19 protein-coding genes are annotated in these 26,258 nt (G+C 73.5%); 15 read left to right on the forward strand and 4 right to left on the reverse strand.

Features of this window, described 5'->3' with window-relative positions; all coding sequences use genetic code 11:
* The first annotated feature begins 271 nt into the window (after nucleotides 1–271).
* The 5 genes from ACICHK_RS06180 (at nucleotide 272) to ACICHK_RS06200 (ending at nucleotide 8,158) form a co-directional block, all read left to right on the forward strand.
* Nucleotides 272–487: a type A2 lantipeptide gene (locus tag ACICHK_RS06180; protein ID WP_151467086.1), complete on the forward strand. Its 216-nt coding sequence runs from the start codon at nucleotides 272–274 to the stop codon at nucleotides 485–487.
* Nucleotides 488–578: 91 nt separating this feature from the next.
* Nucleotides 579–1,388 carry a DUF2118 domain-containing protein gene (locus ACICHK_RS06185; RefSeq protein ID WP_406836086.1) on the forward strand — a complete coding sequence of 270 codons (810 nt, stop codon included), beginning with the start codon at nucleotides 579–581 and terminating at the stop codon, nucleotides 1,386–1,388.
* Complete coding sequence (locus ACICHK_RS06190) at nucleotides 1,385–3,607, forward strand: NHLP family bacteriocin export ABC transporter peptidase/permease/ATPase subunit (protein ID WP_406836087.1); 2,223 nt, start codon at nucleotides 1,385–1,387, stop codon at nucleotides 3,605–3,607. Before ACICHK_RS06185 ends, ACICHK_RS06190 begins: the two co-directional genes overlap by 4 nt.
* Nucleotide 3,608: 1 nt before the next feature.
* Nucleotides 3,609–6,437, forward strand: coding sequence for an NHLP bacteriocin export ABC transporter permease/ATPase subunit (locus ACICHK_RS06195; protein WP_406836089.1), 2,829 nt, complete (start codon nucleotides 3,609–3,611; stop codon nucleotides 6,435–6,437).
* A gap of 218 nt (nucleotides 6,438–6,655) precedes the next feature.
* Complete coding sequence (locus ACICHK_RS06200; protein ID WP_406836090.1) at nucleotides 6,656–8,158, forward strand: MFS transporter; 1,503 nt, start codon at nucleotides 6,656–6,658, stop codon at nucleotides 8,156–8,158.
* 75 nt (nucleotides 8,159–8,233) lie between these two features.
* Here the strand turns inward: ACICHK_RS06200 and ACICHK_RS06205 are convergent, their stop codons facing one another.
* Complete coding sequence (locus ACICHK_RS06205; RefSeq protein ID WP_406836091.1) at nucleotides 8,234–9,715, reverse strand: phosphatase PAP2 family protein; 1,482 nt, start codon at nucleotides 9,713–9,715, stop codon at nucleotides 8,234–8,236.
* A gap of 282 nt (nucleotides 9,716–9,997) precedes the next feature.
* Complete coding sequence (locus ACICHK_RS06210; RefSeq protein ID WP_151467080.1) at nucleotides 9,998–10,420, reverse strand: protease inhibitor; 423 nt, start codon at nucleotides 10,418–10,420, stop codon at nucleotides 9,998–10,000.
* A gap of 342 nt (nucleotides 10,421–10,762) precedes the next feature.
* Here ACICHK_RS06210 and ACICHK_RS06215 point away from each other — a divergent pair, with 342 nt between their 5' ends.
* Nucleotides 10,763–11,314, forward strand: coding sequence for a hypothetical protein (locus ACICHK_RS06215; RefSeq protein ID WP_151467079.1), 552 nt, complete (start codon nucleotides 10,763–10,765; stop codon nucleotides 11,312–11,314).
* 117 nt (nucleotides 11,315–11,431) lie between these two features.
* Here the strand turns inward: ACICHK_RS06215 and ACICHK_RS06220 are convergent, their stop codons facing one another.
* A complete protein-coding gene (locus tag ACICHK_RS06220; RefSeq protein ID WP_406836092.1) occupies nucleotides 11,432–12,607 on the reverse strand; it encodes a PucR family transcriptional regulator in 1,176 nt (391 codons plus the stop codon).
* Between the two features lie 116 nt (nucleotides 12,608–12,723).
* On the opposite strand from ACICHK_RS06220, the gene ACICHK_RS06225 reads away from it, so the two are divergent.
* Together ACICHK_RS06225 and ACICHK_RS06230 are read left to right on the forward strand one after the other, a co-directional pair.
* On the forward strand, nucleotides 12,724–13,893 hold the full coding sequence (locus ACICHK_RS06225) for a lactate 2-monooxygenase (RefSeq protein WP_406836093.1): 1,170 nt from the start codon (nucleotides 12,724–12,726) through the stop codon (nucleotides 13,891–13,893).
* A complete protein-coding gene (locus tag ACICHK_RS06230) occupies nucleotides 13,890–14,864 on the forward strand; it encodes a 2-hydroxyacid dehydrogenase (protein WP_151467076.1) in 975 nt (324 codons plus the stop codon). The genes ACICHK_RS06225 and ACICHK_RS06230 overlap by 4 nt, the downstream gene beginning before the upstream one ends.
* A gap of 239 nt (nucleotides 14,865–15,103) precedes the next feature.
* Here the strand turns inward: ACICHK_RS06230 and ACICHK_RS06235 are convergent, their stop codons facing one another.
* Entirely contained in the window at nucleotides 15,104–16,885 is a 1,782-nt protein-coding gene (locus tag ACICHK_RS06235) for an RICIN domain-containing protein (protein ID WP_406836094.1), read from the reverse strand.
* A gap of 799 nt (nucleotides 16,886–17,684) precedes the next feature.
* On the opposite strand from ACICHK_RS06235, the gene ACICHK_RS06240 reads away from it, so the two are divergent.
* From ACICHK_RS06240 to ACICHK_RS06270, 7 genes are all read left to right on the forward strand, one after another.
* Nucleotides 17,685–20,060: a SpoIIE family protein phosphatase gene (locus ACICHK_RS06240; protein ID WP_406836095.1), complete on the forward strand. Its 2,376-nt coding sequence runs from the start codon at nucleotides 17,685–17,687 to the stop codon at nucleotides 20,058–20,060.
* 149 nt (nucleotides 20,061–20,209) lie between these two features.
* On the forward strand, nucleotides 20,210–21,514 hold the full coding sequence (locus ACICHK_RS06245; protein ID WP_404818426.1) for an arsenic transporter: 1,305 nt from the start codon (nucleotides 20,210–20,212) through the stop codon (nucleotides 21,512–21,514).
* A gap of 5 nt (nucleotides 21,515–21,519) precedes the next feature.
* Nucleotides 21,520–22,023, forward strand: a complete 504-nt coding sequence (locus ACICHK_RS06250; protein WP_406836096.1) for a universal stress protein — start codon at nucleotides 21,520–21,522, stop codon at nucleotides 22,021–22,023.
* A 213-nt stretch (nucleotides 22,024–22,236) separates the two neighbouring features.
* Nucleotides 22,237–23,094, forward strand: a complete 858-nt coding sequence (locus ACICHK_RS06255) for an endo alpha-1,4 polygalactosaminidase (protein ID WP_406836097.1) — start codon at nucleotides 22,237–22,239, stop codon at nucleotides 23,092–23,094.
* An 11-nt stretch (nucleotides 23,095–23,105) separates the two neighbouring features.
* Nucleotides 23,106–24,398 (forward strand): ABC transporter substrate-binding protein, encoded by a 1,293-nt coding sequence (locus ACICHK_RS06260; protein WP_406836099.1) that lies wholly within the window; start codon nucleotides 23,106–23,108, stop codon nucleotides 24,396–24,398.
* 68 nt (nucleotides 24,399–24,466) lie between these two features.
* Nucleotides 24,467–25,429 (forward strand): carbohydrate ABC transporter permease, encoded by a 963-nt coding sequence (locus ACICHK_RS06265; protein WP_406836100.1) that lies wholly within the window; start codon nucleotides 24,467–24,469, stop codon nucleotides 25,427–25,429.
* Nucleotides 25,426–26,256 (forward strand): carbohydrate ABC transporter permease, encoded by an 831-nt coding sequence (locus tag ACICHK_RS06270; protein ID WP_406836101.1) that lies wholly within the window; start codon nucleotides 25,426–25,428, stop codon nucleotides 26,254–26,256. The genes ACICHK_RS06265 and ACICHK_RS06270 overlap by 4 nt, the downstream gene beginning before the upstream one ends.
* Nucleotides 26,257–26,258 lie beyond the last annotated feature (2 nt).

A 26,258-nucleotide genomic window follows, 5' to 3' on the forward strand; every position in this document is an offset into this window, starting at 1 on the left:
CGGGTGAACCGATGCCGCGCAGCATGTGAAGAAGTGGCCGCGGCGGCGTGTGCGCCCCTGCACTCTTCCCCGCTCATGGAGCACAAATTCCCAGGTGAGAGCCCTGGTTGAGTGGAAGCGCGACGAGCGGCCGTGCTTTGATCCGTGGCACCGCGGAGGTCGCGGACCGGCTCCCGGGAGCCGGATGCGCCCCGCGGTGGCGGCCGCCGTCTGTCCCCCAGCAGGGCCGCCCTCCCCCCTTGTGAATACCCATGTGAAGGGAAGTTCCGTCATGAACTCCACCCCCCGTGTCGAGACCGCCGAGATCTCCGACGCCGACCTCGACAACGTCTCCGGCGGCCTCTCGCTGAACGCCGTCGGCACCGTCACCGGCCTGGTGGACGGCGTCGCCCCGGTCTCCGGCGTCGTGGGCACGGCCATCGGCACCGTCGAGGGTGTGACCGGTCTGAACACCGCCCCGGTCACCGGCCTGGTCGCCGGTCTCTGATCGCGTCTCACGCCGACGGGCCCCGGAACCGCCCCACCGGTTCCGGGGCTCCCGGATGCCGTGAGCCTCCCGGACAGGTGAGAAGTATCCCGTGCAGTTCCGCCAACAGGCCCTCGACAGGCTCCGGTCGCCCGAAGAGCTCGACCTTCCGGTGCGCCTCGCCCGCCCGCAGGGCCGGCTCGCCCTCGCCGTGACGGTCCTCGCCATGACCGCCGCGTCCGTCTGGGCCGTGACCGGCACCGTCGCCCCGACCGTCGGCGCGCCCGCCGTCCTCACCCACGCGCAGGGCAGTTACGTCCTGCAGAGCCCGGTCGCCGGACAGGTCACCGCGGTCCTCGCGAAGGAGGGCGAGCGGCTCGCCGAGAACGCTCCCGTCCTCGAGGTGCGTACGGCACAGGGCGATACGGCCGTCGTGCGCACGGTCGCCGCGGGCCGGGTCACCGCCCTGGCCGCCACCATCGGCGCGATCATCCCGACGGGCGCGAACGTCGCCGCCGTCGAGAAGGTCGCCCACGCCGGGGACCCCTTGTACGCGACGGTGTACGTCTCCGCCGCCGGCGCCGCCGCCATTCCCGCGGGCGCCGCCGTCGACCTCACCGTCCAGTCGGTGCCCGCCCAGCGCTACGGAGTGCTGCGCGGCCACGTGAGGACGGTGGGGCGCAGCGCGCAGACCCGGCAGCGGATCGCCGCCTACCTCGGTGACGCCCAACTGGGCGAACAGTTCAGCCAGAAGGGCAGGCCGGTCGCCGTGCTGGTCGGACTCGACCGCTCGTCCGCCACCCGCAGCGGCCTGAAGTGGTCGTCCCCGGACGGACCGCCTTACGCGCTCGACTCCATGACCCTGGCCACGGCGTCCGTCCGGCTGGCCGGTCAGCGCCCCCTCGACTGGCTCCTGCCGTGAGCGCCGCACCGGACACCCGCGGCGGACGGCGCGCCGCCCCGCCCCGGCGCGGCGTCCCGAAGACCCGGGTCAGGAGTGTCCGCACCCCCACCGTGCTCCAGATGGAGGCGGTCGAGTGCGGTGCGGCGTCCCTCGCCATGGTGCTCGGCCACCACGGCCGGCACGTCCCGCTCGAAGAGCTGCGCATCGCGTGCGGTGTCTCGCGGGACGGTTCGCGCGCGAGCAACCTGCTGAAAGCGGCGCGCGGTTACGGTCTGACCGCCAAGGGCATGCAGATGGACACCGCCGCGCTCGCCGAGGTGCGGGGGCCCGCGATCCTGTTCTGGGAGTTCAACCACTACGTCGTGTACGACGGCACGGGCCGCCGCTTCGGACGCCGGGGCGTGTTCGTCAACGACCCCGGCAAGGGCCGTCGTTTCGTGCCGACGGAGGACTTCGACACCAGCTTCACCGGGGTCGTCCTGACCATGGAGCCCGGCCCCGGCTTCCGCAGGGGCGGTCGCAGGCCGGGGGTGCTGGGCGCCATGCCGGCCCGGCTGCGCGGCACTTCGGGCACGATGCCCGTCGCGGTGCTGGCGAGTCTGCTGATGGTGGCGGTCGGCGCGGCCGTGCCGGCGCTCAGCCGGACGTTCATCGACCAGTACCTGATCGGCGGTCGGAGCTCGCTGCTCGGCGTGCTGTTCGCTTCGATGGGCGCCTCGGTGCTGCTGACCATGGTGCTGACCTGGCTGCAGCAGGCGAATCTGCTGCGCGGCCGCCTCATCTCCTCGACGCTCTCCAGCGCGCGGTTCCTGCGCCATCTGCTGCGGCTGCCGGTCACCTTCTTCTCCCAGCGCAGCCCCGCCGACCTGGTGCAGCGGCTCCAGTCGAACGACGTGGTGGCCGAGACCCTGGCCCGCGATCTCGCCGCGGCGGGAGTGGACGCGGTCGTCGTCGTGCTGTACGCGGTCCTGCTGTACACCTACGACCCGCAGCTGACGGCAGTCGGCATCGGTGTCGCGCTGCTCAACGTGGTGGCGATGCGCGTGGTGATCCGGTTGCGCGCCACCCGCACCGCCAAACTGCGCGCCGACACCGCGAGGTTGACCAACACCGCCTACACCGGGCTGCAGTTGATCGAGACGATGAAGGCCACCGGCGGTGAGGACGGCTACTTCCGCAAGTGGGCCGGACAGCACGCCACCACGCTGGAGGAGCAGCAGCGCCTCGGCGTGCCGGGCGCGTGGCTGGGCGTGGTCGCGCCGACGCTCGCGATGATCGACAGCGCGCTGATCCTGTGGATCGGCGGGCTGCGGGCGGTCGAGGGCCAGGTGTCCGTGGGTCTGCTGGTCGCCTTCCAGGCGCTGGTCACCCGGTTCACGGCGCCGATCACCCGGCTCAACGGTGTGGCGGGCCGCGTCCAGGACTTCGCGGCCGACGTGGCGAGGCTCAAGGACGTGGAGGACTTCCGCGCCGACCCGCTCTACGACCGCCCCGCCACCGGTGGGTCCACCCGGCGGCTGCGGGGTCTCGTGGAGCTGGAGAACATCACGTTCGGATACAGCCCGCTCGACGAGCCGCTGCTCACCGGGTTCTCGCTCACGGTCGGGCCGGGGCGGCAGGTCGCGCTGGTCGGCGGTTCGGGCAGCGGCAAGTCGACGGTGTCCCGGTTGATCTCGGGCCTGTACACACCGTGGGAGGGCACGATCCGTATCGACGGCCGCCCGCTGGAGGACATCCCGCGCGGAGCGCTGGCCGCGTCCGTGTCGTTCGTGGACCAGGACGTGTTCCTCTTCGAGGGGACCGTCCGCGACAACGTGGCGCTGTGGGACCCCTCGATCCCCGACGAGGCGGTGACCGCCGCGCTCCGGGACGCGGCACTGTACGACGTCGTCGCGCGTCGGCCCGGCGGGATCCACAGCCGGGTGGAGCAGGACGGGCGGAACTTCTCCGGCGGTCAGCGGCAACGCCTGGAGATCGCGCGGGCGTTGGTGCGCCGGCCCAGCGTCCTGGTGCTCGACGAGGTGACCAGCGCCCTGGACGCGGAGACGGAGCAGACCGTCATGGACAACCTGCGCCGGCGCGGCTGCGCCTGCGTGGTGATCGCCCACCGGCTGAGCACGGTGCGGGACAGCGACGAGATCGTCGTGCTCGAACACGGCTCGGTCGTGGAGCGCGGGCGGCACGAGGCACTGGTGGCGGCCGGCGGTCCCTACGCCGCCCTGGTCAGGGAGCGTTGAGATGACCACGGTTCACGAGGGCGTCCACGAGCAGGACCTCGTGCTCGGGGCGCTCGGCGGCATGGGTACCCCGGTCGGCCACGCGGGCCTGAGCCGTCTCGATCTGGAGGGTCCGCAGGTCCTGTGGCTCGTGGCCGCGGGGACCATGGACCTGTTCGCGGTCGACGCGGCCCAGGATGGTCACTGGCATCACCTCGGCCGGCTCGAAGCGGGTTCGCTGCTGCTCGGGCCGGTGACGGGTCCTCAGCACACCTTGGTGGGCCGGCCGTTGCGGGGCTGCGCACTGCGCCGGATCGGGCTGCGCGAGCTGTACGAAGCGGCCGGCACCGCGACCTGGTCGTACGACGCGTACGGCGACCCGCAGCTGGTTCCGCCCGCGTCGAGCCCGCTGGAGCACGCCCTCGCGCTCGGCGTCGGGCGCGGTCTCTCCGTCCTCTTCCAGGCGCCGACGGCCGCCGGGAACGTCCCCGCGCCCACCGACGAGGACGTGTTCTGGATGCGGGTCCCGCCGGGGAGCGTGCGGTACGGCTCGCCGTACGGGGCCGAGGCGGCCGCCGATCTGCTGATGGACCCCGGTCTCTGGCAGGGCATGGTCGACCAGCAGTACCGGTTGCTGTCGGCGCTCGACCGCTGGATCGAGGAGCTGGAGGCCGGTCACGAGGACCGCGCGGCGGCGGGCATCAAGGCCGGCGAGGCCGTCCGCGACCAGGCGGACCGGGCGCTGCTCGCCTCGATCGGCAGGCGGTCGTCCAAGCGGCCGACGGCGGCCGAGGCGGACGCCACGTACGCGGCCTGCGAGCTGGTCGCCCGCGCGGCGGGCATCACCCTCGCGGAGCGGACGGGCGGCGGCGCGGAGAGCGACCGGCTCGACCCCGTCGAACGGATCGCGCTCGCCTCACGGCTGCGCACCCGTGCCGTACGTCTGGAGGGACGCTGGTGGCGCGACGACATCGGCCCGCTGGTCGGCAGCCGGGCGGTGTCCGGCGCTCCGGTGGCGCTGCTGTGGCGGCGCGGCGGCTATGTCGCCGTACAGCCGTCGTCCGGGCGGGAGACGCCGGTCGGACGGGCCGACGCACCGGATCTCGAGCCGCGGGCCGTGATGTTCTACCGCCCGCTGCCCGAGCGCGGGCTCGGTCCGCTGCGGCTGCTGCGGTTCGCCCTGACGGGGACGGGCGGGGATCTGCGCAGCCTCGTGGTCAGCGCTCTGGTGACCGTGGCGATCGGCGCGCTGGTGCCGATCGCGACCGGCCGGGTGCTCGGCGCGTACGTTCCGAGGGCGGAGCACGGCCCGATCGTGCGGGTCTGTCTCGCGCTGATGATCACGAGCGTCGTCTCGGCGGCGTTCGTGCTGCTCCAGAACCTCACGCTGCTGCGGCTGGAGGGGCGGATCGAGGCGACGCTCCAACCGGCCGTGTGGGACCGCCTGCTGAGGCTGCCCACCTCGTTCTTCGCCGCCCGCTCGACCGGTGAGCTCGCGAGTGCCGCGATGGGCGTGAGCGCGATCCGGCGTCTGCTGGCGGGCATCGGCCCCACGTTCGTGCAGGCGGGCACGGTCGGCGCGATGAACCTCGGCCTGCTGCTCTGGTACAGCGTGCCGATGGCGCTGGCCGTGATCGCCATGCTCGTGGTCGTCGCCGCGGTGTTCCTGGGTCTCGGGCTGTGGCAGGTGCGCGGGCAGCGCCGCCTGGTCGCGCTGGGCAACAAGCTCAACAACCAGGCGTTCCAGACCCTGCGCGGGCTGCCCAAGCTGCGGGTCGCGGCGGCCGAGAACTACGCGTACGCGGCCTGGGCCGGCGAGTTCGCCCGCAGCCGCGAGCTCCAGCGGCGGGTCGGCCGCGTCAAGAACCTGACGACGGTGATGGGCGCGGTGTACCTGCCGCTGTGCTCCCTGCTGATGTTCATGCTCCTGGCGGGCCCGGCGCGCGGTTCACTGTCGGCCGCGGACTTCCTCACCTTCAGCACGGCCATGACGATGCTGCTGACGTCGGTCACCCAGATCACCGGCGCGCTCGTCTCCGCGGCGGCCGCGCTGCCGATGTTCGAGGAGATCAGGCCGGTGCTCGACGCGACGCCGGAAGTACGCGGGGCGAGTACGCGTCCCGGCGTCCTGTCCGGCGCGATCGAGGCACGGCGGCTGTCGTTCCGGTACGCCGACGACGGCCCGCTCGTCCTCGACGACGTGTCGTTCGCCGTCCGGCCGGGCGAGTTCGTGGCGGTCGTCGGCCCAAGCGGCTGCGGCAAGTCCACCCTGCTGCGGCTGCTGATCGGCTTCGACCGGCCGGTCTCGGGCAGTGTGCTGTACGACGGCCAGGACCTGGCGGCCCTCGACCGGTCCGCCGTACGACGGCAGTGCGGTGTGGTGCTCCAGCACGCGCAGCCCTTCACCGGGTCGGTCCTCGACTGCATCCGCGGCACCGGGGCGTACACGCCCGAGGAGGCGATGGAGGCGGCCGAGATGGCGGGTCTGGCCGAGGACATCAGGCGGATGCCGATGGGGCTGCACACGCTGGTGTCGGGCAGCGGCGCGATCTCGGGCGGCCAGCGCCAACGCCTGATGATCGCCCAGGCGCTGATACGGCGGCCGCGCGTCCTCTACCTCGACGAGGCGACCAGCGCCCTGGACAACGCGACGCAGCGCACGGTGATCGAGAGCACCAAGGCGCTGAACGCCACCCGGGTGGTGATCGCGCACCGGCTGTCGACGGTGCTGGACGCGGACCGCGTCCTCGTGATGGAGAACGGCCGGATCGCCCAGCAGGGCCCGCCCGCCGAGCTGTTGGCGGACACGGGCGGGCGGCTGTACGAGCTGGTGCGGCGGCAGCTGACCTGAGCGGTCGGCCCGCGCCCGGGACGGGGGCACCGAAGGGGCGTCCGGGCGGCGGGCACGCCGGTGGGCGTGAGGCGGCCCCATGGGACGGAGGTCACATCCGGCCGCCTAACGAAACGTTGCCGTTTCGCTCGGCGAGGTCTAAGGTCGGGTCATCGACATGTACGAAACAGTTTCGTTTACGTGCACGTCCCGAGCGACTTCCCTGGAGTGCTTCCCCCATGTCCCAGACCCTGACCAAAGGCACCGGCGCGGGCGCCGCGGACACCACGTCCGCCGCCGCGTCGAAGCGCCGGTGGTGGATCCTCTCGATCATCGGCATCGCCCAGCTGATGGTGGTCCTCGACGCCACCATCGTGAACATCGCCCTGCCCTCCGCCCAGGCGGACCTCGGCTTCTCCGACGGCAACCGGCAGTGGATCGTCACCGCGTACTCGCTCGCCTTCGCCTCCCTGCTCCTCCTCGGCGGGCGCATCGCGGACCTCTTCGGCCGCAAGCCCGCGTTCCTCGTCGGCGTCGCCGGATTCGCCGCCGCCTCAGTCCTGGGCGGCGCCTCGACCGGGTTCGGGATGCTGGTCGCCGCGCGAGCCCTGCAGGGCGTGTTCGGCGCCCTCCTCGCCCCGGCCGCCCTCTCGCTGCTGAACACGACGTTCACCGACGCCAAGGAGCGCGCCAAGGCGTTCAGCGTGTACGGCGCCATCGCCGGGGCCGGCGGCGCGGTGGGCCTGCTGCTCGGCGGCCTGCTGACCGACGCCCTCGACTGGCGCTGGACGCTGTTCGTCAACCTCGTCTTCGCGGTCGTCGCCTTCGCGGGCGGCTGGGTCCTGCTGAGCGGTCACCGCGACGCGGCGGACTCCAAGCTGGACCTGCCGGGCACCCTGCTGGTCTCCACCGGCCTCTTCTCCGTGGTCTACGGCTTCTCCAACGCCGAGACGCACGACTGGAGCTCGCCCGCCACCTGGGGCTTCCTCGTCGCGGGCGGCGTCCTGCTGGCCGCGTTCGCGTGGTGGCAGACACGGGCGGCGCACCCGCTGCTGCCCATGCGCGTCCTGCTCGACCGCAACCGGGCCGCCTCGTTCCTCGCGGTCCTGATCACCGGCGCGGGCATGTTCGGCGTCTTCCTCTTCCTCACCTACTACCTCCAGCTGAACCTCGGTTTCAGCCCCACGAAGACCGGTGTGGCCTTCCTGCCGATGATGGCGACCCTGATGGTCATGGCGCAGGTCTCCACCACGGTCCTGGTGCCCCGGATCGGGCCGAAGGCGGTCATCCCCGCGGGCTTCGCGGTCGCCGCGCTCGGCATGGCCTGGCTGACCGGCATCGGCGTCGGCTCGTCCTTCTCGTCCGACGTCCTGCCCCAGCTGCTGCTGATCGGCGCCGGCCTCGGCATGGTGATGCCGCCCGCCATGTCGCTGGCCACCGACGGCATCGCCCCCGAGGACGCGGGTGTCGCCTCCGCGACCGTCAACACCATGCAGCAGGTGGGCGGTTCGATCGGCACCGCGCTGCTGAACACACTCGCCGCGAGTGCCGCGACCAGCTACCTCGCGGGCAAGGACGTGACGGACAAGCTGGTCCAGGCCCGGTCGACGATCGAGAGCTACACCACCGCCTTCTGGTGGTCGGCCGGCTTCTTCGCCGCGGGAGCCCTCATCGCGCTCGTGCTCTACCGCCGCGGCAGGCCGCCCCAGGACCCGGACGCCGCACCCGTCGTCCACATGTGACCGGGCCCTGACCGGGTTCCGGCCCGGTCACCCGTCAGGCCGAGGGGCCGCCGTCCGCAGGGAGACGGCGGCCCCTCACCCGTCGCCGGTGACGGGCCGGTACACGACCAGGGCCCGGTACTCCTTCTCCAGCCTCAACCCGGCCGCGCCAGGACGCGGTTCACCGTCGTACGCGAGGGTGTCCGCGCCGGTGATCCCCTCCAGTTCCACCCAGGGGACCCGCTCCGCCTCGTAGACCCGTGCGTGCTCCAGGGTCCCGAGGGCCGCGGCGGCGACGGCCCGGGTACGGGCGAGACGGCGGCCGGCGTCGACCAGGCGCACGTCGAGCAGATCGTCGTCCAGCCGCGGCCGGAAGGCGGGAGCGATCCCTTCCGGCACGTAGTGGCCGTTGCCCGCGAGGAACAGCCACAGACGGCGGGGGCGGCCGTTGACGTTCAGCTCGACGGGGCGGGCGGTGCCCAGCACCCGGAGCAGGGCGACGGCCGCGGCCGGCACGTCGGCCCAGCGCCGCTCCGACCGCGCCCGCAGCCGCACGAGTTCGGGGTACGGGCCGATGCTGAACTCGTTGAGGAACCAGGTGTCCTCTCCCGCCCCCGAACGGGCGACGCCGATGTCCACCGACACCGCCTCGCCGCGGGCGACCGCGACGGAGGCGGACTCGAAGTCCGGGACGCCCACGTCCAGCGCGAAGCGGTCGGCGGCGCCGTCGGGGAACACGGCCAGCGCCAGCCCCCGTTCGGCCGCCTCGTGGGCGGCGGCGGCGATCCCGGCGCCGCCCCCGCAGACACCGAGCGCGCCGCCGGCCTCCGCGGCCCGGTCGGCCGCCGCGGCGAGCAGCTCCGTGAAGTCGTCGCCGGGGCCCCGCTCGATCACCTCGGCCTCGGGCAGCAGGGCGCGCAGCCGCCGGGCGTACATCGGCTGCACCTCGGGGTCCCCGGCGCCGGCCGGGCCGTCGACGACGACGACCAGCCCCTCGCCGAGCGGCAGCGCGGGCGCCCGCGCGGCGGGCCGCTCCCGCTCCGGCACGACGGGGCGCGGCGGCCACCAGCGGCAGGTGAGGGCGGCCGCGCCCGCGCCGATGGCCATGCCGGCGAGGACGTCTCCCGGATAGTGGACCCCCACGTAGACGCGCGAGAAGGCGACGGCGGCGGCCACGGGCGCGACGAGGACGCCGTACCTCCTGGACTCCAGGGCGACCGCGGTGGCGAAGGCCGCGGCGGAGGCGGAGTGTCCCGACGGGAAGGAGGTGGTGTGCGGCTGACGGGCCAGGTGCCGGATCGCGGGGACGCCTTCCAGCAGCGGGCGGGGGCGGCGGGCGCTCCACTTCAGCAGCGTGTTGACGGTGAACGAGGCCAGCGCCAGCGAGCCGAGGCCCCGCAGCGCCGCCCGGCGTCCGGCCGGCCCTCCGACGAGGCCGAGCCCCGCGGCCGCGCCGAACCACAGGCGGCCGTGGTTGGCCGCGTGACTCAGCCGCCGCAGCGCCGGATCGGCTCCCGGCACCCGTGCGGTGGCCACCCGTGTGAACAGCCGCTGGTCCCAGTCGAGGAGTGCACCCATGGTCCACCGCTACCCCACTCCGGCCCCTCCCGCATCCCGGGTCCCCCGGAACGGTGACGCCGGTGGGCCGCGAGGCGCACGGACCGTCCCGTCGTGGTACGGCGCGAGCAGGGGCCCGGGACGGGCGGGCGGCCGCACGCGGACATGCCGAGGGCCGGTCGACGGCCCCACTCCGTCTGACCGGCCCTCGGTGCGAAATCACATGGCGTTTCGTGACGGAGCCCGCACTCCCCAGCTACGGATCCCGGTCCATGTCCACGACGGCCACGCGATCCCGGTCTCTCAGAACGCGAAGACCGTCATCCCGTAGGAGTTCTTCACGCACTCGTTGGCGAAGGTGTGCTCGTACGAGACGCGCTTGCCCTGCCAGACGCCTTCCACCGTGACGACCACGGGGTCGTACTGCCTGGTACAGAAGACGTCGTTCCTGGGTGTCAGCGCGTCGAAGTCACCCTTGACCGCGCGGAGTTCGGCGCAGGCGTCGGGTGCGGCGGGATGGGTGCCGGAGGCCGTCGGGGCGCAGTTGAGGGTCACCGCGCGTTCCGGGGTCGCGGCGGTGGCGGTCTGGCCGTGGCCCGTGGTGAGCACCAGGGCGGAGGGGGCGTAGAGCCCGGACGGGGCCGCGTGGGCGGACCCGAGGAGGGGGCCGCATACGGCGGTGGCCGTCAGGGTGAGAGTCGCTGCCCAACGCGCGGTGTTCGGCATTGTGTGCATCCTTCCGCTCGATCGAAATGCGATACCGGCTCGGTCGGTGCCGGATCGGCGAGCGCGAGTCTGCCGAGAACGCACAGGAAACACACATCGACCCCACACATTTCAGTAACTTTGAGTATTGAATCAGTGGCGTGAAGTCACAGAATTCGAACGACCGAGGCCAGTAACTGAGCGGCCTCCGACGATCACCGACGGTCGGCTGGCCGGAATGACACGGCTCTGCAATAGGCCTGAAACATTCCGCTCGGACCGGCACGCCTCCTCGACTTCCGCTGTCGGCGGACTTCTCCGGCACCCCTTGCGCTTCGATCGCGGGAGAGTAATCGTGATTACATGATTACATCGGAGCAACGCGAGAAGCTGCGCGGCTGGTTCGCCGGCCGCCTGCCCGACGATCTCTTCGAGAGCCTGACGGAGGTGACGGCCGACCGGGAGGAGATCACCGTCGTCGGCCGCATCCCCGAGCCGAGGCTCGCCGAAGGCGCCTCGGACGCCGAGAAGGAGGCGGCGCTCCGGGCCCGTATCCAGGAATTCCGCGAGCGCACCCGCGAGGAGCGCATGGAGGTGGCCCGCGACGCGGAGCACCGCTTCCGCAAGAAGGTCTCCTGGGGCGTGGAGTGCGGCACCGAGCGCGCCCTGTTCACCCATGTCGCCGCGCCCGTCATGACGCGGCTGCGCCAGCCCGAGCGCGAGGTCCTCGACACGCTCGTCGCGGCGGGGGTAGCCCGCAGCCGCAGTGACGCCCTGGCCTGGTGCGTTCGTCTCGTGCAGCGGCACACCGACGACTGGCTCGGCGAACTGCGCGAGTCGCTGGAGCACGTGCAGCGGGTCCGCGCGCAGGGCCCGGACGCGGGACCGGGGGACGCTCCCGGCGACGAGGAGTGAGCGGACCGGCGCGTCCCGGCCACACGGCGTGGGGCACCCGACACCGGCGCCCGGCCCGTCCCGCCCCGCGCGGCCGCCGGGCCGGCCGGGCGTCACTCGTGCCGGGCCCCCGGAGCCTCAGTCGCGGATCGTCCGGGCGATGTCCAGGGTGAGCCGGTGCCAGGGGTCGCGGGGGTCACGGCCGGTCAGTTCACGGACCCGGCGCAGGCGGTAGCGCAGGGACTGCGGATGAAGGTGCAGGGCCCGCGCGGCGGCGTTCGCCGAGCCCGCGTCGATGTACGTCGTGAGGGCCTCCAGCAGGTGCCCCTGCGCGGCTTCGGTGAGCGGCCCGAGCACCAGCCGCGCGATGTGGTCCGGCGTGGCGGCCGGACGCCCCGCGAGCAGGGCGAGGACCTGCGCGTCGGCGTCGGTGAGCACGTGCCCGGACCGGTGGGCGTGGGCCGGGGCGGTGTCGAGCGCGTCGGCGGCGAGCCGGTGCGCGAGGGCGATCCGGTCCAGGCCCTCGCCGGTGACGACGCACCCGCGCCAGGACCGTTCGCCCAGGACCGCTTCCACCCGCGCCGCCGCCGCGAGCGGCAGCAGCAGGACGGCCCGGGAGCCCCGTACCGTCGCCAGCGGCGTCGTCTCGTCCCCGGGGACGGCCAGCGCGTCGAGCAGGTCCGTCGCCGTCCCGTGCGCCGGATCGGGCCGGTCCGCGGCGGCCGGCTCCGCCACCAGCAGGGCGCAGGGGTCCGGGAGCCGGACGCCCAGCAGGGCGGAGCGGTCGGTCAGCGCGCCCACCGAGGCGTGCCGTCCGGCGATCAGGTCGTCGAGCAGCAGCCGCAGTGCCCGGCTCCGGTCGCCGGCCAGGTCCTCGCTGGTGGCGGCGTACGCGGTGGCCATCTCCTCGGAGAGGGTGTCGAGGCTGACGAGGAGCATGCGGGCCAGCGCGAAGGCGTCGGCGGCGCCGAGGCGGGGCGCGCGGGCGGCGACCTCGTCCGTGAGGACGGTGCCCGCGACCCGGTAGGCGCGCAGCACCGCCCGCACCGGGCGCCCGTCCGCGGCGCGGGCCGAGGCGATGCCCCGGAAACGCCTCAGGTCGGCCGGTCCCAGGGTGCCGTCGGTGGCCCACAGGTGGAGCAGCCGCTCCAGGCCCCAGGCCGCGATGGCCCGTACCTCGGGCAGCCGGCTGTCGTCGAGCGCCGCGTACACCGGGACCTGTTCGTGGACCGCCGCGACGATCGTCTCCACGACCCGCGGGTCGGCGACCATCTCCTGCCGGATGCGTTCCCGGATCCCGGACGGCTTGTTCATCACACCGTGATGATTCCAGCCGCACGTTGTGCGCACCACGGTGGACGGGGCTTGTCACCCTCGCAAGGATCGACCCCGTACAGCGCGGTCTTGGGGACGAGAGGCGGGACGTACGGATGGCGAAGCACTGGGCCGACTTCCAGTACGAGATCTATCTGAACGGGATGACGGGCGCCGTGCCGCGGCTGCCCACCGATCTGACGCGGCTGGAGGAGCTGACCGAGCGGCGGCTCGGCCCCGGTCCGGTCGGCTACGTGGCGGGAAGCGCGGGCGACGGCAGCACGGCGCGCGCCAACCGGGAGGCCCTCGCCCGGCGCCGGATCGTGCCGCGCATGCTGCGGGACGTCCACGAACGCGACCTGTCCGTCGAGGTGCTGGGGCGCCCGCTGCCCGCGCCGCTCGCGCTCGCGCCGATCGGCGTGCTGTCGATCATGCATCCGGACGCGGAGTGCGCCGCGGCGCGCGCCGCCGCCGCGCAGGGCGTGCCGTACGTCCTGTCCTCCGCCTCCAGCACCCCCATGGAGCAGGTCGCCGAGGCCATGGGCGACGGCGAGCGCTGGTTCCAGCTGTACTGGGCGAAGGACCGCGAGGTCACCCGCAGCTTCCTGGACCGGGCGAAGGCGGCCGGGTTCACCGCGCTGTTCGTCACGCTCGACACACCGCTGCTCGCGTGGCGCCCGCGCGACCTCGACCAGGCGTACCTGCCGTTCCTGCACGGCGTGGGCACCGCCAACTACTTCTCCGACCCGGCGTTCCGGGCGGGGCTCGCCAAGCCCGTGCACGAGGACCCGAACGCGGCCGTGATGCACTTCGTGAGCATGTTCGCGGACCCCGGCAAGACCTGGCCCGACCTGGCCTTCCTGCGGGAGAACTGGGACGGGCCGATCGTCCTCAAGGGCATCCTGCACCCGGACGACGCCCGGCACGCCGCCGACGCCGGGATGGACGGCGTGGTGGTCTCCAACCACGGCGGCCGGCAGGTGGCGGGGTCCGTCGCGGCCGCCGACGCGCTGCCCCGGGTGGCCGCGGCGGTCGGCGACCGGCTCACCGTGCTCTTCGACAGCGGCGTCCGCACCGGCGACGACGTCTTCAAGGCGCTCGCCCTCGGCGCGCGGGCGGTGCTCGTCGGACGTCCGTACGCCTACGGTCTCGCCCTCGACGGGCAGGCGGGCGTCGAACACGTCGTCCGCTGTCTGCTCGCCGAGTTCGACCTCACCCTGGCCCTGTCCGGGCACGCCCGCCCGGCCTCCGTCGGCCCCGACGACCTGATCGAGGACAACGCATGACCGAGACCAAGAACGTGCTCGCCGTCGTCTCCCCGCACGTGGGCGGCCGTACGGCGGGAGCCGCGCTCGCCACGCTCTTTCCCGGGCAGGCCCGCGTCACCGTCGTGGAGGCCACGGACGAGGACCCCGCCGCGCTGCGCGAGGCCCATGTCGTGGTGACCGGCCTCGGCCCGGTGACCGCCGAACACATAGCGGCCGCACCCGAGTTGGAACTCATCCAGTGCGCGAGCCACGGCTTCGACTACGTCGACCTGGACGCGGCGCGCGAGCGGGGCGTGCCCGTGTGCAACATCGGCTCCAGCGGCGCCGAGAAGCAGAACGTGGCCGAGCAGACCTTCGCCCTGATGCTCGCCCTGGCCAAGCAACTGGTGCCCGCCCACACCGCGTTGACCGAGGCGGACTGGGCGCTGCCCCGGCTCCAGCAGTCGATCACCGAACTGTCCGGCAAGACCCTCGGCATCGTGGGCCTCGGTCACATCGGCGAAGAGGTCGCCCGGCGCGCCCTCGCCTTCGACATGAGCATCGTGTACGCGGGGCCCACGCGCGCCTCCGCCGAGACGGAGGCCCGGCTCGGCGCCCGCCATGTCGGACTGGAGGAACTGCTGCGCGTGTCGGACTACGTCACCCTGCACGCGCCGCTCACCGAGGCGACCCGCCATCTGCTGGACGCCGAGCGGCTCGCGCTGCTCAAGCCGACCGCGTTCGTCGTCAACACCTCGCGGGGCGCCCTGATCGACCAGGACGCCCTCGCGGACGCGCTGCACGCGGGCGCCCTCGCCGGAGCGGGCCTCGACGTCTTCGACCCCGAACCGCCCACCCCGGCCCTGCGGTTGCTCAAGGCGCCGAACGTCGTGCTCTCCCCGCACGTCGCCGGTGTCACCCGCGAGACCCTCGTACGGATAGCGCTGGCCGCGGTCCGCAACGCCGCGGACTTCGTCGCGGGCGAGCCGCCCCGGGACGTCGTCTCGTAGCCGTCCGCGCACCCGGCGGACCGGAGGCTTCCCTAGGCCCTGTCGTCAAATTCCCGTCTGCCCCGCGACGCCATGCACGCTCCCCCGAGCTCTTCGAGCAGGGGGTACCCCCACTCGACGCACCGGGCGAAGACCCAAGTACATCCAGTACGAGGGCCTGCGCCCGGCACGCCGAGAGCACGCACCTGACGCCGCAGGGCCCGCCCTTCGGGCGGACGACGGGAATTTGACGACAGGGCCTAGCCCCCGGACCGCCAGCGCTGTATGCCGGAGTAGTCGCGGACCTTGACCACGATGTCCGCGTCGGGGTGTGTGGACGCCGGCGCGACGGCCAGTCCGCCGCGGCCGCGGGACAGGATCTCGCCCTCCGCCGTGAGGGTGTAGCGCTGGTCCTCGCGCCGCTCGTCGCCCTCGTCGGCGCAGGGGCCGAGGAGCAGGACCCCGTCGTCCGACCGCGCGTCGAGGCACAGCCGTCCGTCGGCGGCACTGCGCAGCAGCCCGTTCCGCTCGTGGACCCATTGCTGGGTCGGGGCGGACGAGCACGCCTCCTGCGTGGCCTCGGCGCCTTCCACGGCCCTGGCGTCCCGGACGTCGAGGCACAGGCCGGAGTCCACGTTGCGCAGCCGGGTGCGCTCGCCCCTGACGGAGGCTCCGGCCGCGGCGGACGGCGTAGACGTCACGGGCGGGTCCTGGGGATCCTGGGCGGGCGACAGGGTCCGGCTGCTGCTCGCGCCGATGGAGGCGGCGGTGTCGGTGCCGCCCTCCTCGTTCGGCCACAGGCTGACCGCGAGGACCGTGGCCAGCAGGGCGGCCGACAGACCGGCCCCGGTGACCAGCGCCTGCTGGGATCCCTCCGCCGGCCTGGCGGCCCGGCGTCCGGTCGACGAGAACAAGGGCTGCGCACGACGGCGCCCGCCCGTACCGGACCGCCCGCCGGCCGCCGGGCTCGTCCCGCTCCCGGAGCGCTCCTCGCCGCCGGGGCGTCCGTCCGTGCCGGATCCCCCGCGGACCGCCGGGGTCTCACCGTTCTCCGGGCGCGCGTCGCCCCCGGGGCGTCCGCCCTTCCCGGGGCGCTCACGGCCCGCCGGACGTCCCTCGCCGAGAAGGCGCCCGCTCTTTCCGGGGCGCTCACCGCCCCGCTGCCGCCTGCCGCCGAACGGCGAGCCGGCACGGGACCGCAGCAACTGCCGTCCGCGTGCCCGGCGGGAGTCGAAGTAGCGACGGGCGCCCCAGCCGAGCACGGACTCCGCGATCAGGACCCCCAGCCCGCCCTCGAAATGGCTGAGTTGTGCCGCCGCGTTGCGGCAGTAGGAGCACTCCGACAGATGCTGCTGGACATCCGGCAGCAAGGGGCCGCCGCGCCGGATCGGCACGTCGAGGAGCCGGTTGTGGAAACCGCATTCCCTGGTCGGGGCGAATTCCAGATGGGCGCGCAGGCAGCCCTTGCGGAATTGCTCACGGGCCTGTTCCCAGGCGGCCGTCGCGACGTCGGCCTCCATGCCCAGAAGGCCGGCCGGCACGGACAGCGACTCGGCCTCCACCTCGGTGTGCCACAACAGGCATCGGGCGGCGCCCGGAAGGGCGAGGAAAGCGTGTTCGGCGAGCTGGCGGTTTTCGGCCGTCATGGACTTCGCCGCGCGCATACCGCGGCCCCCCGCGGGTTTCCGCAGGGCCGGCAGGGCTTCGCACATCCGGTCGTCCGCCGCCCAGCTCCGGACCGTGTCCCGTACGGTCACGAGGAGCAGGGGCCGCAGCGCGAGGGCGGGCTCGCCCGCGGCGAGGCCGTCGAGGACGTGGTGGAAGGAAGCCTCGGTGACCATGGAGGCGACCTGTGACGAGGTGGCGAGACAGATCACCGCGTAGTCGTACGCCGGGCGCCAGTGCCGGGCTGTCAGCAGGGCGACGGGACGGGACGTGTCGGCGCCCGCCCCGCCTCTCAGCAGAGCGGCGAGATCCTCGTCGGGCTCGCCGAAATATCCGCCGGGCGGACGGTCGGGCAGCGGCGGGTGGGGGGTGCGCACGGGAGCGGGTTCCTTCCGAGGTGCAAGGTGGCACACAGGACGTGCTTGCCCGTCGAAAAGGATTCCCGATTGGTGTGGACCTTTTGACGGAGCGCCGGGAGAACGGCCGGGGACGAAGGCCGTGCGGCGACCGTCGCTCAGGGAGCCTCTTGAGCTCGTCGACAGCCGGGAATGGCGAACAGCGATTCAGACCCGGCCCTTGACCAAGCGCGGGAGGCTCACCCTCGCACAACACACTCGTGACCAACAAGGCGCATGGGCGAGATCAGCCTTATTGAAAGAATGTCAAAAGCGATCGGCGCTCCCGCGGGGCCGCACCCGGCTTTCGATATTCCGTGCGCCCCGTGTGAATCGTGCGCACACACCGGGTTCTCGCGCACGCTCCCCGCCCACCGGCCTCCGTAGTCCACTGGGACCGGCCCTTCTCGAAGGCCCCGCGCGGGACGGCGGGCTCTCCCGCGCGAACCCGGCCGCCGACCCCGTTCCTCCCGCCCTCGGTCGGCGGCCCCGGGAAGGCTCCGACGTCCGGCGCGGGGACCCGCGCCCGGGACGCCCCGGGCTCTCGGCACCGCCGCCCGCCGATCGAGCCGCACCCGCCCGCCACGAGCCGCGGGCTCCCGCTCCCCGGGCCGTCGCCTGGCAACTGCCCGTGCTCGCGCGGACCCTGACGCGGGACGCACGGAGCTCACGGGTCCGGCCGTGGCGGGTTCGGGGGTGTGCGGGACACCCAGCCACTAGGCTGGAACCCGGACGACGCGCCTGTTCACTGTGAGTGTGCGCACGAGGGAAAGTGGCGACGATGAGCCCGCTCCACCCTCTCGACGAGGCCGCCACCGCACAGGCGGTCATCGACGGGAACGGCACCCTGATCCACTGGAACGAGGGCGCCCGCCGACTCCTCGGCTACCCGTCCGAGGAGGTCGAGGGCCGCCCGGCGGCGGATCTCCTGGCCTCCCCGGACACCGGCGCGCTCCCCGGGGCGGGCGACGACCGCCGCAGCGGAGTGCTCGCACTGCGCCACCGCGACGGCCGGGTGCTGTCCGTGTGGCTGCTCGCCCACCGCCTGGAGAGGGACGGCGGCTGGCTCGTGCTCACCCCGCTGGAGGGCCGGGAGCCCCGCCCCCCGCAGGACCCGCTGGTGCGCGCGGTCCTCGCCCAGGCGCCCTGCGCCATGGCCGTCTACGACGAGCGGCTGCGGCTGCACGGCCTCAACGACGCGATGTCCGAGGTGATCGGCCTCCCGGAGGACCGCGTCCGGGGCCTCAGGGTGTCCGAGATCAGCTCCCGGGGGGCCGGCGAGCGGCTGGAGCGCGCGATGGCCGAGGTCCTCGCCTCCGGCCGCGGACGTGACGTGGAGACGTACGCGCGTGCGGGCGGCGAGGACCGGGCGCACCACTGGCTCGCGCGGATCGCCCCGCTCACCGACACCCACGGGCGGGTGATCGGCGTGTGCGTGGCCGCGCACGACTTCACCGAGCAGTACCGGGCCCGCGAGCGGCTCCAGCTGGTCAACGAGGCGAGCGTGCGCATCGGCACCACCCTCGACGTCACCCTGACGGCCCAGGAGCTGGCCGACGTCTGCGTCCCCGCCCTCGCCGACTTCGTCAGCGTCGATCTGCTGGACCCCCCGGAGAACGGGGGCGAGTACCGCGTCGGGCCACCGGCCGCCCCGGTCACGCTGCGCCGCGCCGCCCACAGGTCGGTGAACGCGGGCGACCCGGAAGCGGTGATCCGGCCCGGCGACGCCGACGTCTATCCCGCGTCCTCGCCGCAGGCCGACTCGCTGATCGCCGACCGGCCCCTCGTCGCGCCGAACGGGGACGGAACGCTGGAGGAATGGCTGAGCTGGGACGGACCGCACGGCGGACACGTCCGGGAGTACGGCGTCCACGCCACCATGTCGGTGCCCGTCCGGGCCCGCGGCCGGATCCTCGGGGTCGTCGTCCTCAGCCGGTTCCGGCGGCCCGACCCCTTCACCGCCGACGACGTGCTGCTGGCCGAGGAGGTCACGGCCAGGGCCGCCGTCTGCATCGACAACGCCCGCCGTTTCTCCCGCGAGCGGCAGACCGCGCTGGCCCTGCAGCGCAGCCTGCTCCCCCGGTCCCTTCCCCGGACGGCGGCCCTGGAGGCGGCGTCGCGTTATCTGCCCGCGGCGCGCGCCGGGGTCGGCGGCGACTGGTTCGACGTGATCCCGCTGTCCGGGATGCGGGTCGCCATGGTCGTCGGCGACGTCATCGGCAACGGCGTCCAGGCCTCGGCGACGATGGGCCGGCTGCGCACCGCCGTCCGTACGCTCGCCGACATCGACCTGGCACCGGACGAGCTGCTCACCCACCTCGACGACCTCGTCGTACGGCTGTCCACCGAGGCCGGGGCCGAGGGGACCGCCGCGGAGGTGGGCGCCACCTGCGTCTACGCGGTGTACGACCCGGTCTCCCGGCGCTGCACGCTCGCCGGCGCCGGCCATCCGCCGCCCGTCGTCCTGCCGCCGGACGGACCGCCCCGGCGGATCGACATGCCGTCCGGTCCGGCGCTCGGCGTGGGCGGGCTGCCCTTCGAGTCGGTCGAGCTCGACCTGCCCGAGGGCACGGTGCTCGCCCTGTACACCGACGGCCTGCTCGAGAGCCGCGAACGGGACGTCGACACCGGTCTGCGGCTGTTCTGCCGGGCCCTGGAGGAATCGTCACAGCACCTGGAGGGGGCGGTCCACGCGATCCTGCGGGCGCTGCTTCCCGCGGGCGGCGCGCCGGACGACGTGGCGCTGCTGCTCGCCCGTACCCGGGGCCTCGCCGCGTCCGACGTGGCGACCTGGGACATCCCCGCCGACCCCGCCCTCGTCGCGCCGATCCGCAAGCAGGTCTCCGGGCAGCTGGAGGTCTGGGGACTGACCGCGGCCACGTTCACGGCCGAGCTGGTGGTGAGCGAACTGGTCACCAACGCCATCCGCTACGGCGAACCACCCATCCGGCTGCGGCTCATCCACGACTCCGAGACGCTGATCTGCGAGGTCTCGGACAGCAGTCACACCGCGCCGCACCTGCGCCGGGCGAAGACCTTCGACGAGGGCGGGCGCGGGCTGCTCCTCGTCGCCCAGCTCACCCAGCGCTGGGGCAGCCGGCACACCCCGGAGGGCAAGACCATCTGGGCGGAACTGCCCCTCCTCGGCGAGGAGTGACGGCCCCTCGGGGGCGGGACGGGTCCGGGGCGGCGCGGTGGTGTGACGGGAGGGTGTTCGCAGGTCGGCGGGGCCGCGTCTGATGTGATGGAGGGTGCCGTCATCACCGTCCGGAGGACACCATCCTGAACAGCCCGCTCGTCCAAGGCATCCCCGGCACGGCCGGCACCGCTCTCGCCGGGCCACTGGCCGCGGCTCTCGGCAGCCCGCTCGCCGAGGCGCTGTCCGTCGTCCTGCTCGCGGCGGTCCTCGTCTGCGCGGTGGTACGGCCGTTCGGCTGGCCGGAGGCGGTCGTGGCCGTGCCCGCCGCGGGGCTGGTCCTCGCCACCGGGGCCATCTCCTGGGACCACGCCCGGGCGGAGGCGGCCCACCTGGGTCCGGTGATCGGCTTCCTGGCGGCCGTCCTCGTCCTGGCCAAGTACTGCGACGACGAGGGGCTCTTCCAGGCGTGCGGCGCCTGGATGGCCCGCTGGGCCGCCGGGCAGCCGGGCCGGCTGCTGACCGCGGTGTTCGTGCTCGCCTCGGCGATCACGGCGGTCCTCAGCCTGGACGCCACCATCGTGCTGCTCACCCCGGTGGTGTTCGCGACGGCCGCGCGCATGGGGGCCCGCCCGAAGCCGCACGTGTACGCGTGCACCCACCTGTCGAACACCGCCTCGCTGCTCCTGCCGGTCTCCAACCTCACCAACCTGCTCGCGTTCACCGCCAGCGGCCTGAGCTTCACCCGGTTCGCCGCGCTGATGGTGCTGCCCTGGCTGGCCGCGATCGGCGCCGAGTACCTGGTCTTCCGGCGCTTCTTCGTCCGTGACCTCGCGGCCGGCGCGTCCTCCCCGCGCACGGAGGACGCGCCGGAGGTGCCGTTGTTCGCCCTCGTCACCGTGGGCTGCACCCTGGCCGGTTTCGTCCTCGCCTCGGCCGTCGGCATCGACCCGGCCTGGTCCGCCGCCGCGGGCGCGCTCGTCCTGGCCGGCCGGGCCCTCGTCCGCCGCCGCACCACCCCGCTCGCCGTGGCGCGCGCCGCCGCGCCGTCCTTCCTCGCCTTCGTCCTCGCGCTCGGCATCGTCGTCCGCGCGGTGGTCGACAACGGTCTGGCCGGCGCCCTCGACGACCTCCTTCCGGACGGCGCCTCGCTGCCGGCGCTGCTCGGCGTCGCCGCGCTCGCCGCCGTCCTGGCCAACCTGATCAACAACCTGCCCGCGGTCCTCGTCCTGCTGCCGCTGGCCGCCGACTCGGGCGCGGGGGCGGTGCTGGCCGTCCTGCTCGGCGTCAACATCGGACCCAATCTGACCTACGCCGGTTCCCTCGCGACGCTGCTGTGGCGACGTATCGTGCATCAGCACGAACACGGCGTCGACCTGAAGGAGTTCACCCGGCTGGGCCTGATCGCCGTGCCCGCGGCACTGGTGCCCGCCGTGCTGGCGCTGTGGGTCTCGCTCCACGTCATCGGAGGCTGATGGGCATGCGGGTGGTCGTCTGGCTGGTCGAGGGAACCTGGCCCGCGTGCGTGGACGCCGTGCGGACGCACGCTCCCGGCGCGACGGACGTGGTGCTGCTGCACGTCACGGACCCCGCCGTGCCCGGTCTCGCGCACGGCGCCTTCGCGGGGCTCCTCGGACGCGGACGCTCCGAGCCCGATCCCGGAGACCTCCTGGAGACCCTCGGCACGGTCTCCGCCGTCGAGCTCCTCGACGCGGCGGCCCGGCGGCTCGGGGTCCCGGCGACCCCCCTGGAGCGCACCGGCCGGGTGGAGCGGGAGGTGGTCGCCGCGGCCGAGGGCGCCGGTCTGCTCGTACTGGCCCGCGACGGCGACCGCAGCCGGCTCGGCCCGCACAGCCTGGGGCCGGCCGGACGCTTCGTCGTCGACCACGCCCCCTGCCCGGTTCTGCTCGTGTGGCCCGAACCGGCGCCGGACGTCACGACGCTCCCGCCCCCTCCGCACCCTCCGCACCACCCGCATCCCTGAGGGCGGGGTCCGGACTCCCGGTGGCGCCCTCCGCCCGGGCAGGCACTTGACGAAGTCGGGCATGCACGATTTGATCCTCTGCGTGCCGCGGTGCGACCCGGCACGCAGAGGTGCGCCCAGCCGGTAACGGACCAGGTTCAAGTCCGGCCAAAGTCGCCAGGACCGCTCGAAGCGTCCGAGGCGGGGACGTACTCGCGATTTGATGGAGCGGACATGCCCCCCGTCAAACGTGTTCTCCGCAGCGGAGTCCTGGGCACGGCCACGTCCCTGGCCGCTCTCCTGACCCTCGCGGGCTGCGGCGCGGGCCGGGACACGAGCGCCTCGCCGGGCCCGGCGGCAAGCCCCGTCCGGACCGCCACCGCCGTCGAACTCCCCCCGCTCCACGCGGGGTTCGACTACCAGATCGGCGGCGCCTACCCCCCGGCCGCCGACGTCCGCGTCGTCAGCCGCGACCGCTCCTCCGCCCCGGCCCGGGGCCTGTACAACATCTGCTACGTCAACGCCTTCCAGGCCCAGCCCGAGGAACGCGGGCAGTGGCCCGCCGACCTGCTGCTGCGGGACGCGGACGGCGAGGTCGTCGTCGACGAGGACTGGAACGAGGCGCTCCTCGACATCCGGACGCCGGACAAGCGGCGGAGGGTGGCCGAGCGGGTCGAGCGGTGGATCGACGACTGCGCCGACAAGGGGTTCGACGCCGTCGAGCCCGACAACTACGACAGCTACACCCGCTCCGAGAAGCTGCTGACCGCGGACGACGCCACCGCCTTCATCACCCTGCTCTCCCGGCACGCGCACGCCCGGCATCTGGCGATCGGCCAGAAGAACACCGCCGAGCTCGCGGGACTGCGGGCACGGACCGGGCTCGACTTCGCGGTGGCGGAGGAGTGCGGCGAGTACGACGAGTGCGGCACGTACGCGAAGGCCTTCCACGACCGGGTGGTGGTGATCGAGTACACCGACAGCGGTCTGCGCAAGGCCCGTTCGGCCTTCGGCGACCGGCTGAGCATCGTGCGCCGGGACGTGAACGTCTCGACGCCCGGCAGCGCGGACTACGTCCGCAGGACCCGCTGAGGGAGGCCCGGATGACACGCGCGATCGCGCGGCGCCGGCTGCTCCTGGGCACCGCGGCCGCCGGGGCACTGGCCGGCTGCGGCGCCCCCTCGGACGGCGTCGGCGCCGACGGCAGGGTGACCGTCGAGCTGTGGCACGGCCAGAGCGACACGGCCAGGAAGGCCCTGGAGGCCCTGGTGGCCGAGTTCAACCGCACGCATCCGCGCATCCGCGTGGACAGTTCGGGCGGCGGAGTGGTGGCCGACGCCATGCTCCAGAAGGTGACGGCCGCGCTCGCCGCCGGCTCGTACCCCGACATCGCCTACGTCTTCGGCTCGGACCTGGCGAGCGTCGCCCGCAGCCCCCGGGTCGTCGACCTCACGTCCGCGCTGCGCGGGGGCAGCCCGCCGTGGAACTCCTTCTGGGAGCCGGTACGGGACGCGGTCACCGTCAACGGCAGGGTGCGCGCCGCCCCGGCGGTGCTCGACTCGCTGGCCGTCGTCTACAACAAGAAGCTGTTCCGGCGGGCCGGGGTCCCCTTCCCGGAGGCGGGCTGGAGCTGGGACGAGTTCACCGACACCGCGCGCAGGCTCACCGACCCCGGACGCGGGACGTTCGGCACGGGCTGGCCGGGCACCGGCGACGAGGACACCGTCTGGCGGCTGTGGCCGATGATCTGGGACCTCGGCGGCGAGGTGATCGCCGCCGACGGCAAGCGGATCGGCTTCGCCGAGCAGGGCACCCGGGCCCTCGCCACCCTCGCCCGGCTGGCCCGCGACAAGAGCGTGTACGTCGACCCGAAGCCCGGCAGCGAGCAGATGTACCAGGTCTTCCTGGGCGGCCGGATGGCGATGGTGGCGACCGGCCCCTGGCAGCTTCCGGACGTCGTCACCGCCAAGGTCGACTACGGCGTCGTCCCGCTCCCGACGTACAGCGGCAGGCCGATGACCATATCCGGGCCGGACACCTGGACCGTGTTCGACAACGGCAGCGCCCGTTCCCGGGCGGCCGTCGAGTTCGTCCGCTGGATGAACCGGCCGGCCCAGGACGCGCGCTGGGACATCTCGGCGGGCAGTCTCCCGCTCGGCTCGGCCACCGCCCGCCGTCCGGAGTGGCGCGAGCACTCCGCGACGACCACCGGACTCGACGTGTTCACCGGCACGCTGGCCTCCGCCCGGGTCCGGCCCGTGCACGCGGCCTATCCGCAGATCTCGCAGGCCCTCGGCGAGGCGATCGTCTCGGTCCTGCTCGGCAAGGACTCCCCCGCCCACGCCGTCCGCCGGTGCGCCGGCACGGCCGACGCGGCCCTGCTCATCCCCCGGTGACCCCGGCTCGTCCCCGGTGACCCCGACTTCAGACGTTCCCAGCTGACGTCCAGCTGAAGGAGGCCGTCATGTCCACCCTTCCCCGCGCCCTCACCGTCGTACCGGGCCCCGCGGTGACGCCGGCCGCCGGGCGCCGCGCCGCCCGCCGCCGCGGCCGTCGTGAGAGCGCCACCGCCTGGGCCTTCATCAGCCCGGCGGTCGTCGTGATCCTCGGTCTGAGCATCGTGCCCGTCGTCTGGTCGCTGCTGCTCTCCTTCCGCGCCGACGACCTGGTCACCCCGGGACGCTGGGTCGGCCTCGACAACTACCGGGCACTGGCACAGGACCCCAACTTCCGTACCGCCGTGGGCAATACGCTGCTGTACAGCGCCCTGTACGTGCCGCTCAGCCTGGTCGGCGGGCTGGCGCTCGCCCTGGCGCTGAACCGCCGCATCCGGTTCATCGGCCTCTACCGCACGCTCGTCTTCGTCCCGTTCGTGGTCTCGGCGACCGCGCAGGGCGTGCTGTTCTCGTTCATCCTCGACCCCGAGTTCGGCGTCGCGAACTCCCTGCTGCACCAGGTCGGGCTCTCCCCGCAGGGCTTTCTCACCGACCCCGACCAGGCGATCTACCTGCTGGTGCTGATCTCGCTGTGGAGCGGCGTCGGCTTCTGCGTCGTCGTCTACCTGGCCGCGCTGCAGGACGTCCCGCCCGAACTCGTCGAGGCCGCGCGGATCGACGGGGCGGGCCGCGCGCGGGTGCTGCGCCGCATCGTCCTGCCGACCCTCACCCCGGTCACCGTGTTCCTGCTGCTGTGGCAGCTGATCACGGCGCTCCAGGTCTTCGACCTGATCTACGTGACGACCAAGGGCGGCCCCCTCGGCTCGACCGGCGTGGTCGTCTACTTCGTCTGGCAGCAGGCGTTCCAGATGTTCACGGCGGGCTACGGGGCCGCGGCGGCGTACGTCCTCGCGGTCGCCCTGCTGGTGGCGGGCGGGGCGCTGCGGCTCGTACGGCGCCGGCAGGAACGTACCGAAGGAGCGGTCCGATGAGTTCACCCGGAACCTCCCGCCGGCCGAGCGGCTGGCACCTGCTGCTGGCGCCGCTGACGCTGTGCTTCGCGCTGCCGCTGGTGTGGCTGGTGCTCAGCTCGGTGATGTCCGACGCGGAGATCAACCGGTTCCCGCCCGCGCTGTGGCCGAAGGGGATCGACCTGAGCGGCTACCGGTACGTGCTCGGGAACGCGATGTTCCCCCGCTGGTTCGCCAATTCGCTGGCCGTCGCGGTCGCGGCCGTCCTGTCGAACCTGCTCCTCGGCGCGCTCGGCGGGTACGCCTTCGCGCGCATGAGGTTCGCCGGATCGCGGGTCCTGCTCACCCTGATGCTCGCGACGATGGTGATCCCCTTCCAGCTCACGATGATCCCGACCTTCCTGGTGATGAAGGAGCTGGGTCTCATCGACACGCTCGGCGCGCTGATCGTGCCGTCGCTCGTCACCCCGTTCGCGGTCTTCCTGTTCCGGCAGTTCTTCCTCGGCCTGCCCCGGGAGATGGAGGAGGCGGCCTGGATCGACGGGTGTTCGCGGCTGCGGGTGCTGTTCTCGATCGTGCTGCCGCTGGCCCGGCCCGCGCTGGCCACGGTCGCGGTGCTGACGTTCCTGAGCACCTGGAACGACCTGTCCTGGCCGCTCATCGCGATCAACCACGACACCCGGTACACGCTGCAACTCGGTCTGACGACGTTCCAGGGACAGCACCACACGCGCTGGTCGGCGGTGATGGCGGGCAACGTGATCACCGTCCTGCCCGTGCTGGTCGCGTTCCTGCTCGCGCAGAAGACCTTCGTCCAGTCGCTCACCTCGAGCGGCCTGAAGGGCTAGGA

The organism is Streptomyces sp. AHU1 (genome assembly GCF_045343905.1).
In the GTDB taxonomy this organism is placed as follows: Bacteria; Actinomycetota; Actinomycetes; order Streptomycetales; family Streptomycetaceae; genus Streptomyces; species Streptomyces triticiradicis.

Excerpts from the sequence above, each read along its gene's own strand:
- ACICHK_RS06180 (WP_151467086.1), top strand. The coding sequence starts at position 272 with ATGAACTCCACCCCCCGTGTCGAGACCGCCGAGATCTCCGACGCCGAC.
- ACICHK_RS06195 (WP_406836089.1), top strand. The coding sequence starts at position 3,609 with ATGACCACGGTTCACGAGGGCGTCCACGAGCAGGACCTCGTGCTCGGG.
- ACICHK_RS06200 (WP_406836090.1), top strand. The coding sequence starts at position 6,656 with ATGTCCCAGACCCTGACCAAAGGCACCGGCGCGGGCGCCGCGGACACC.
- ACICHK_RS06205 (WP_406836091.1), bottom strand. The coding sequence starts at position 9,715 with ATGGGTGCACTCCTCGACTGGGACCAGCGGCTGTTCACACGGGTGGCC.
- ACICHK_RS06210 (WP_151467080.1), bottom strand. The coding sequence starts at position 10,420 with ATGCCGAACACCGCGCGTTGGGCAGCGACTCTCACCCTGACGGCCACC.
- ACICHK_RS06215 (WP_151467079.1), top strand. The coding sequence starts at position 10,763 with ATGATTACATCGGAGCAACGCGAGAAGCTGCGCGGCTGGTTCGCCGGC.
- ACICHK_RS06220 (WP_406836092.1), bottom strand. The coding sequence starts at position 12,607 with ATGAACAAGCCGTCCGGGATCCGGGAACGCATCCGGCAGGAGATGGTC.
- ACICHK_RS06225 (WP_406836093.1), top strand. The coding sequence starts at position 12,724 with ATGGCGAAGCACTGGGCCGACTTCCAGTACGAGATCTATCTGAACGGG.
- ACICHK_RS06230 (WP_151467076.1), top strand. The coding sequence starts at position 13,890 with ATGACCGAGACCAAGAACGTGCTCGCCGTCGTCTCCCCGCACGTGGGC.
- ACICHK_RS06240 (WP_406836095.1), top strand. The coding sequence starts at position 17,685 with ATGAGCCCGCTCCACCCTCTCGACGAGGCCGCCACCGCACAGGCGGTC.
- ACICHK_RS06250 (WP_406836096.1), top strand. The coding sequence starts at position 21,520 with ATGCGGGTGGTCGTCTGGCTGGTCGAGGGAACCTGGCCCGCGTGCGTG.
- ACICHK_RS06255 (WP_406836097.1), top strand. The coding sequence starts at position 22,237 with ATGCCCCCCGTCAAACGTGTTCTCCGCAGCGGAGTCCTGGGCACGGCC.
- ACICHK_RS06260 (WP_406836099.1), top strand. The coding sequence starts at position 23,106 with ATGACACGCGCGATCGCGCGGCGCCGGCTGCTCCTGGGCACCGCGGCC.
- ACICHK_RS06265 (WP_406836100.1), top strand. The coding sequence starts at position 24,467 with ATGTCCACCCTTCCCCGCGCCCTCACCGTCGTACCGGGCCCCGCGGTG.
- ACICHK_RS06270 (WP_406836101.1), top strand. The coding sequence starts at position 25,426 with ATGAGTTCACCCGGAACCTCCCGCCGGCCGAGCGGCTGGCACCTGCTG.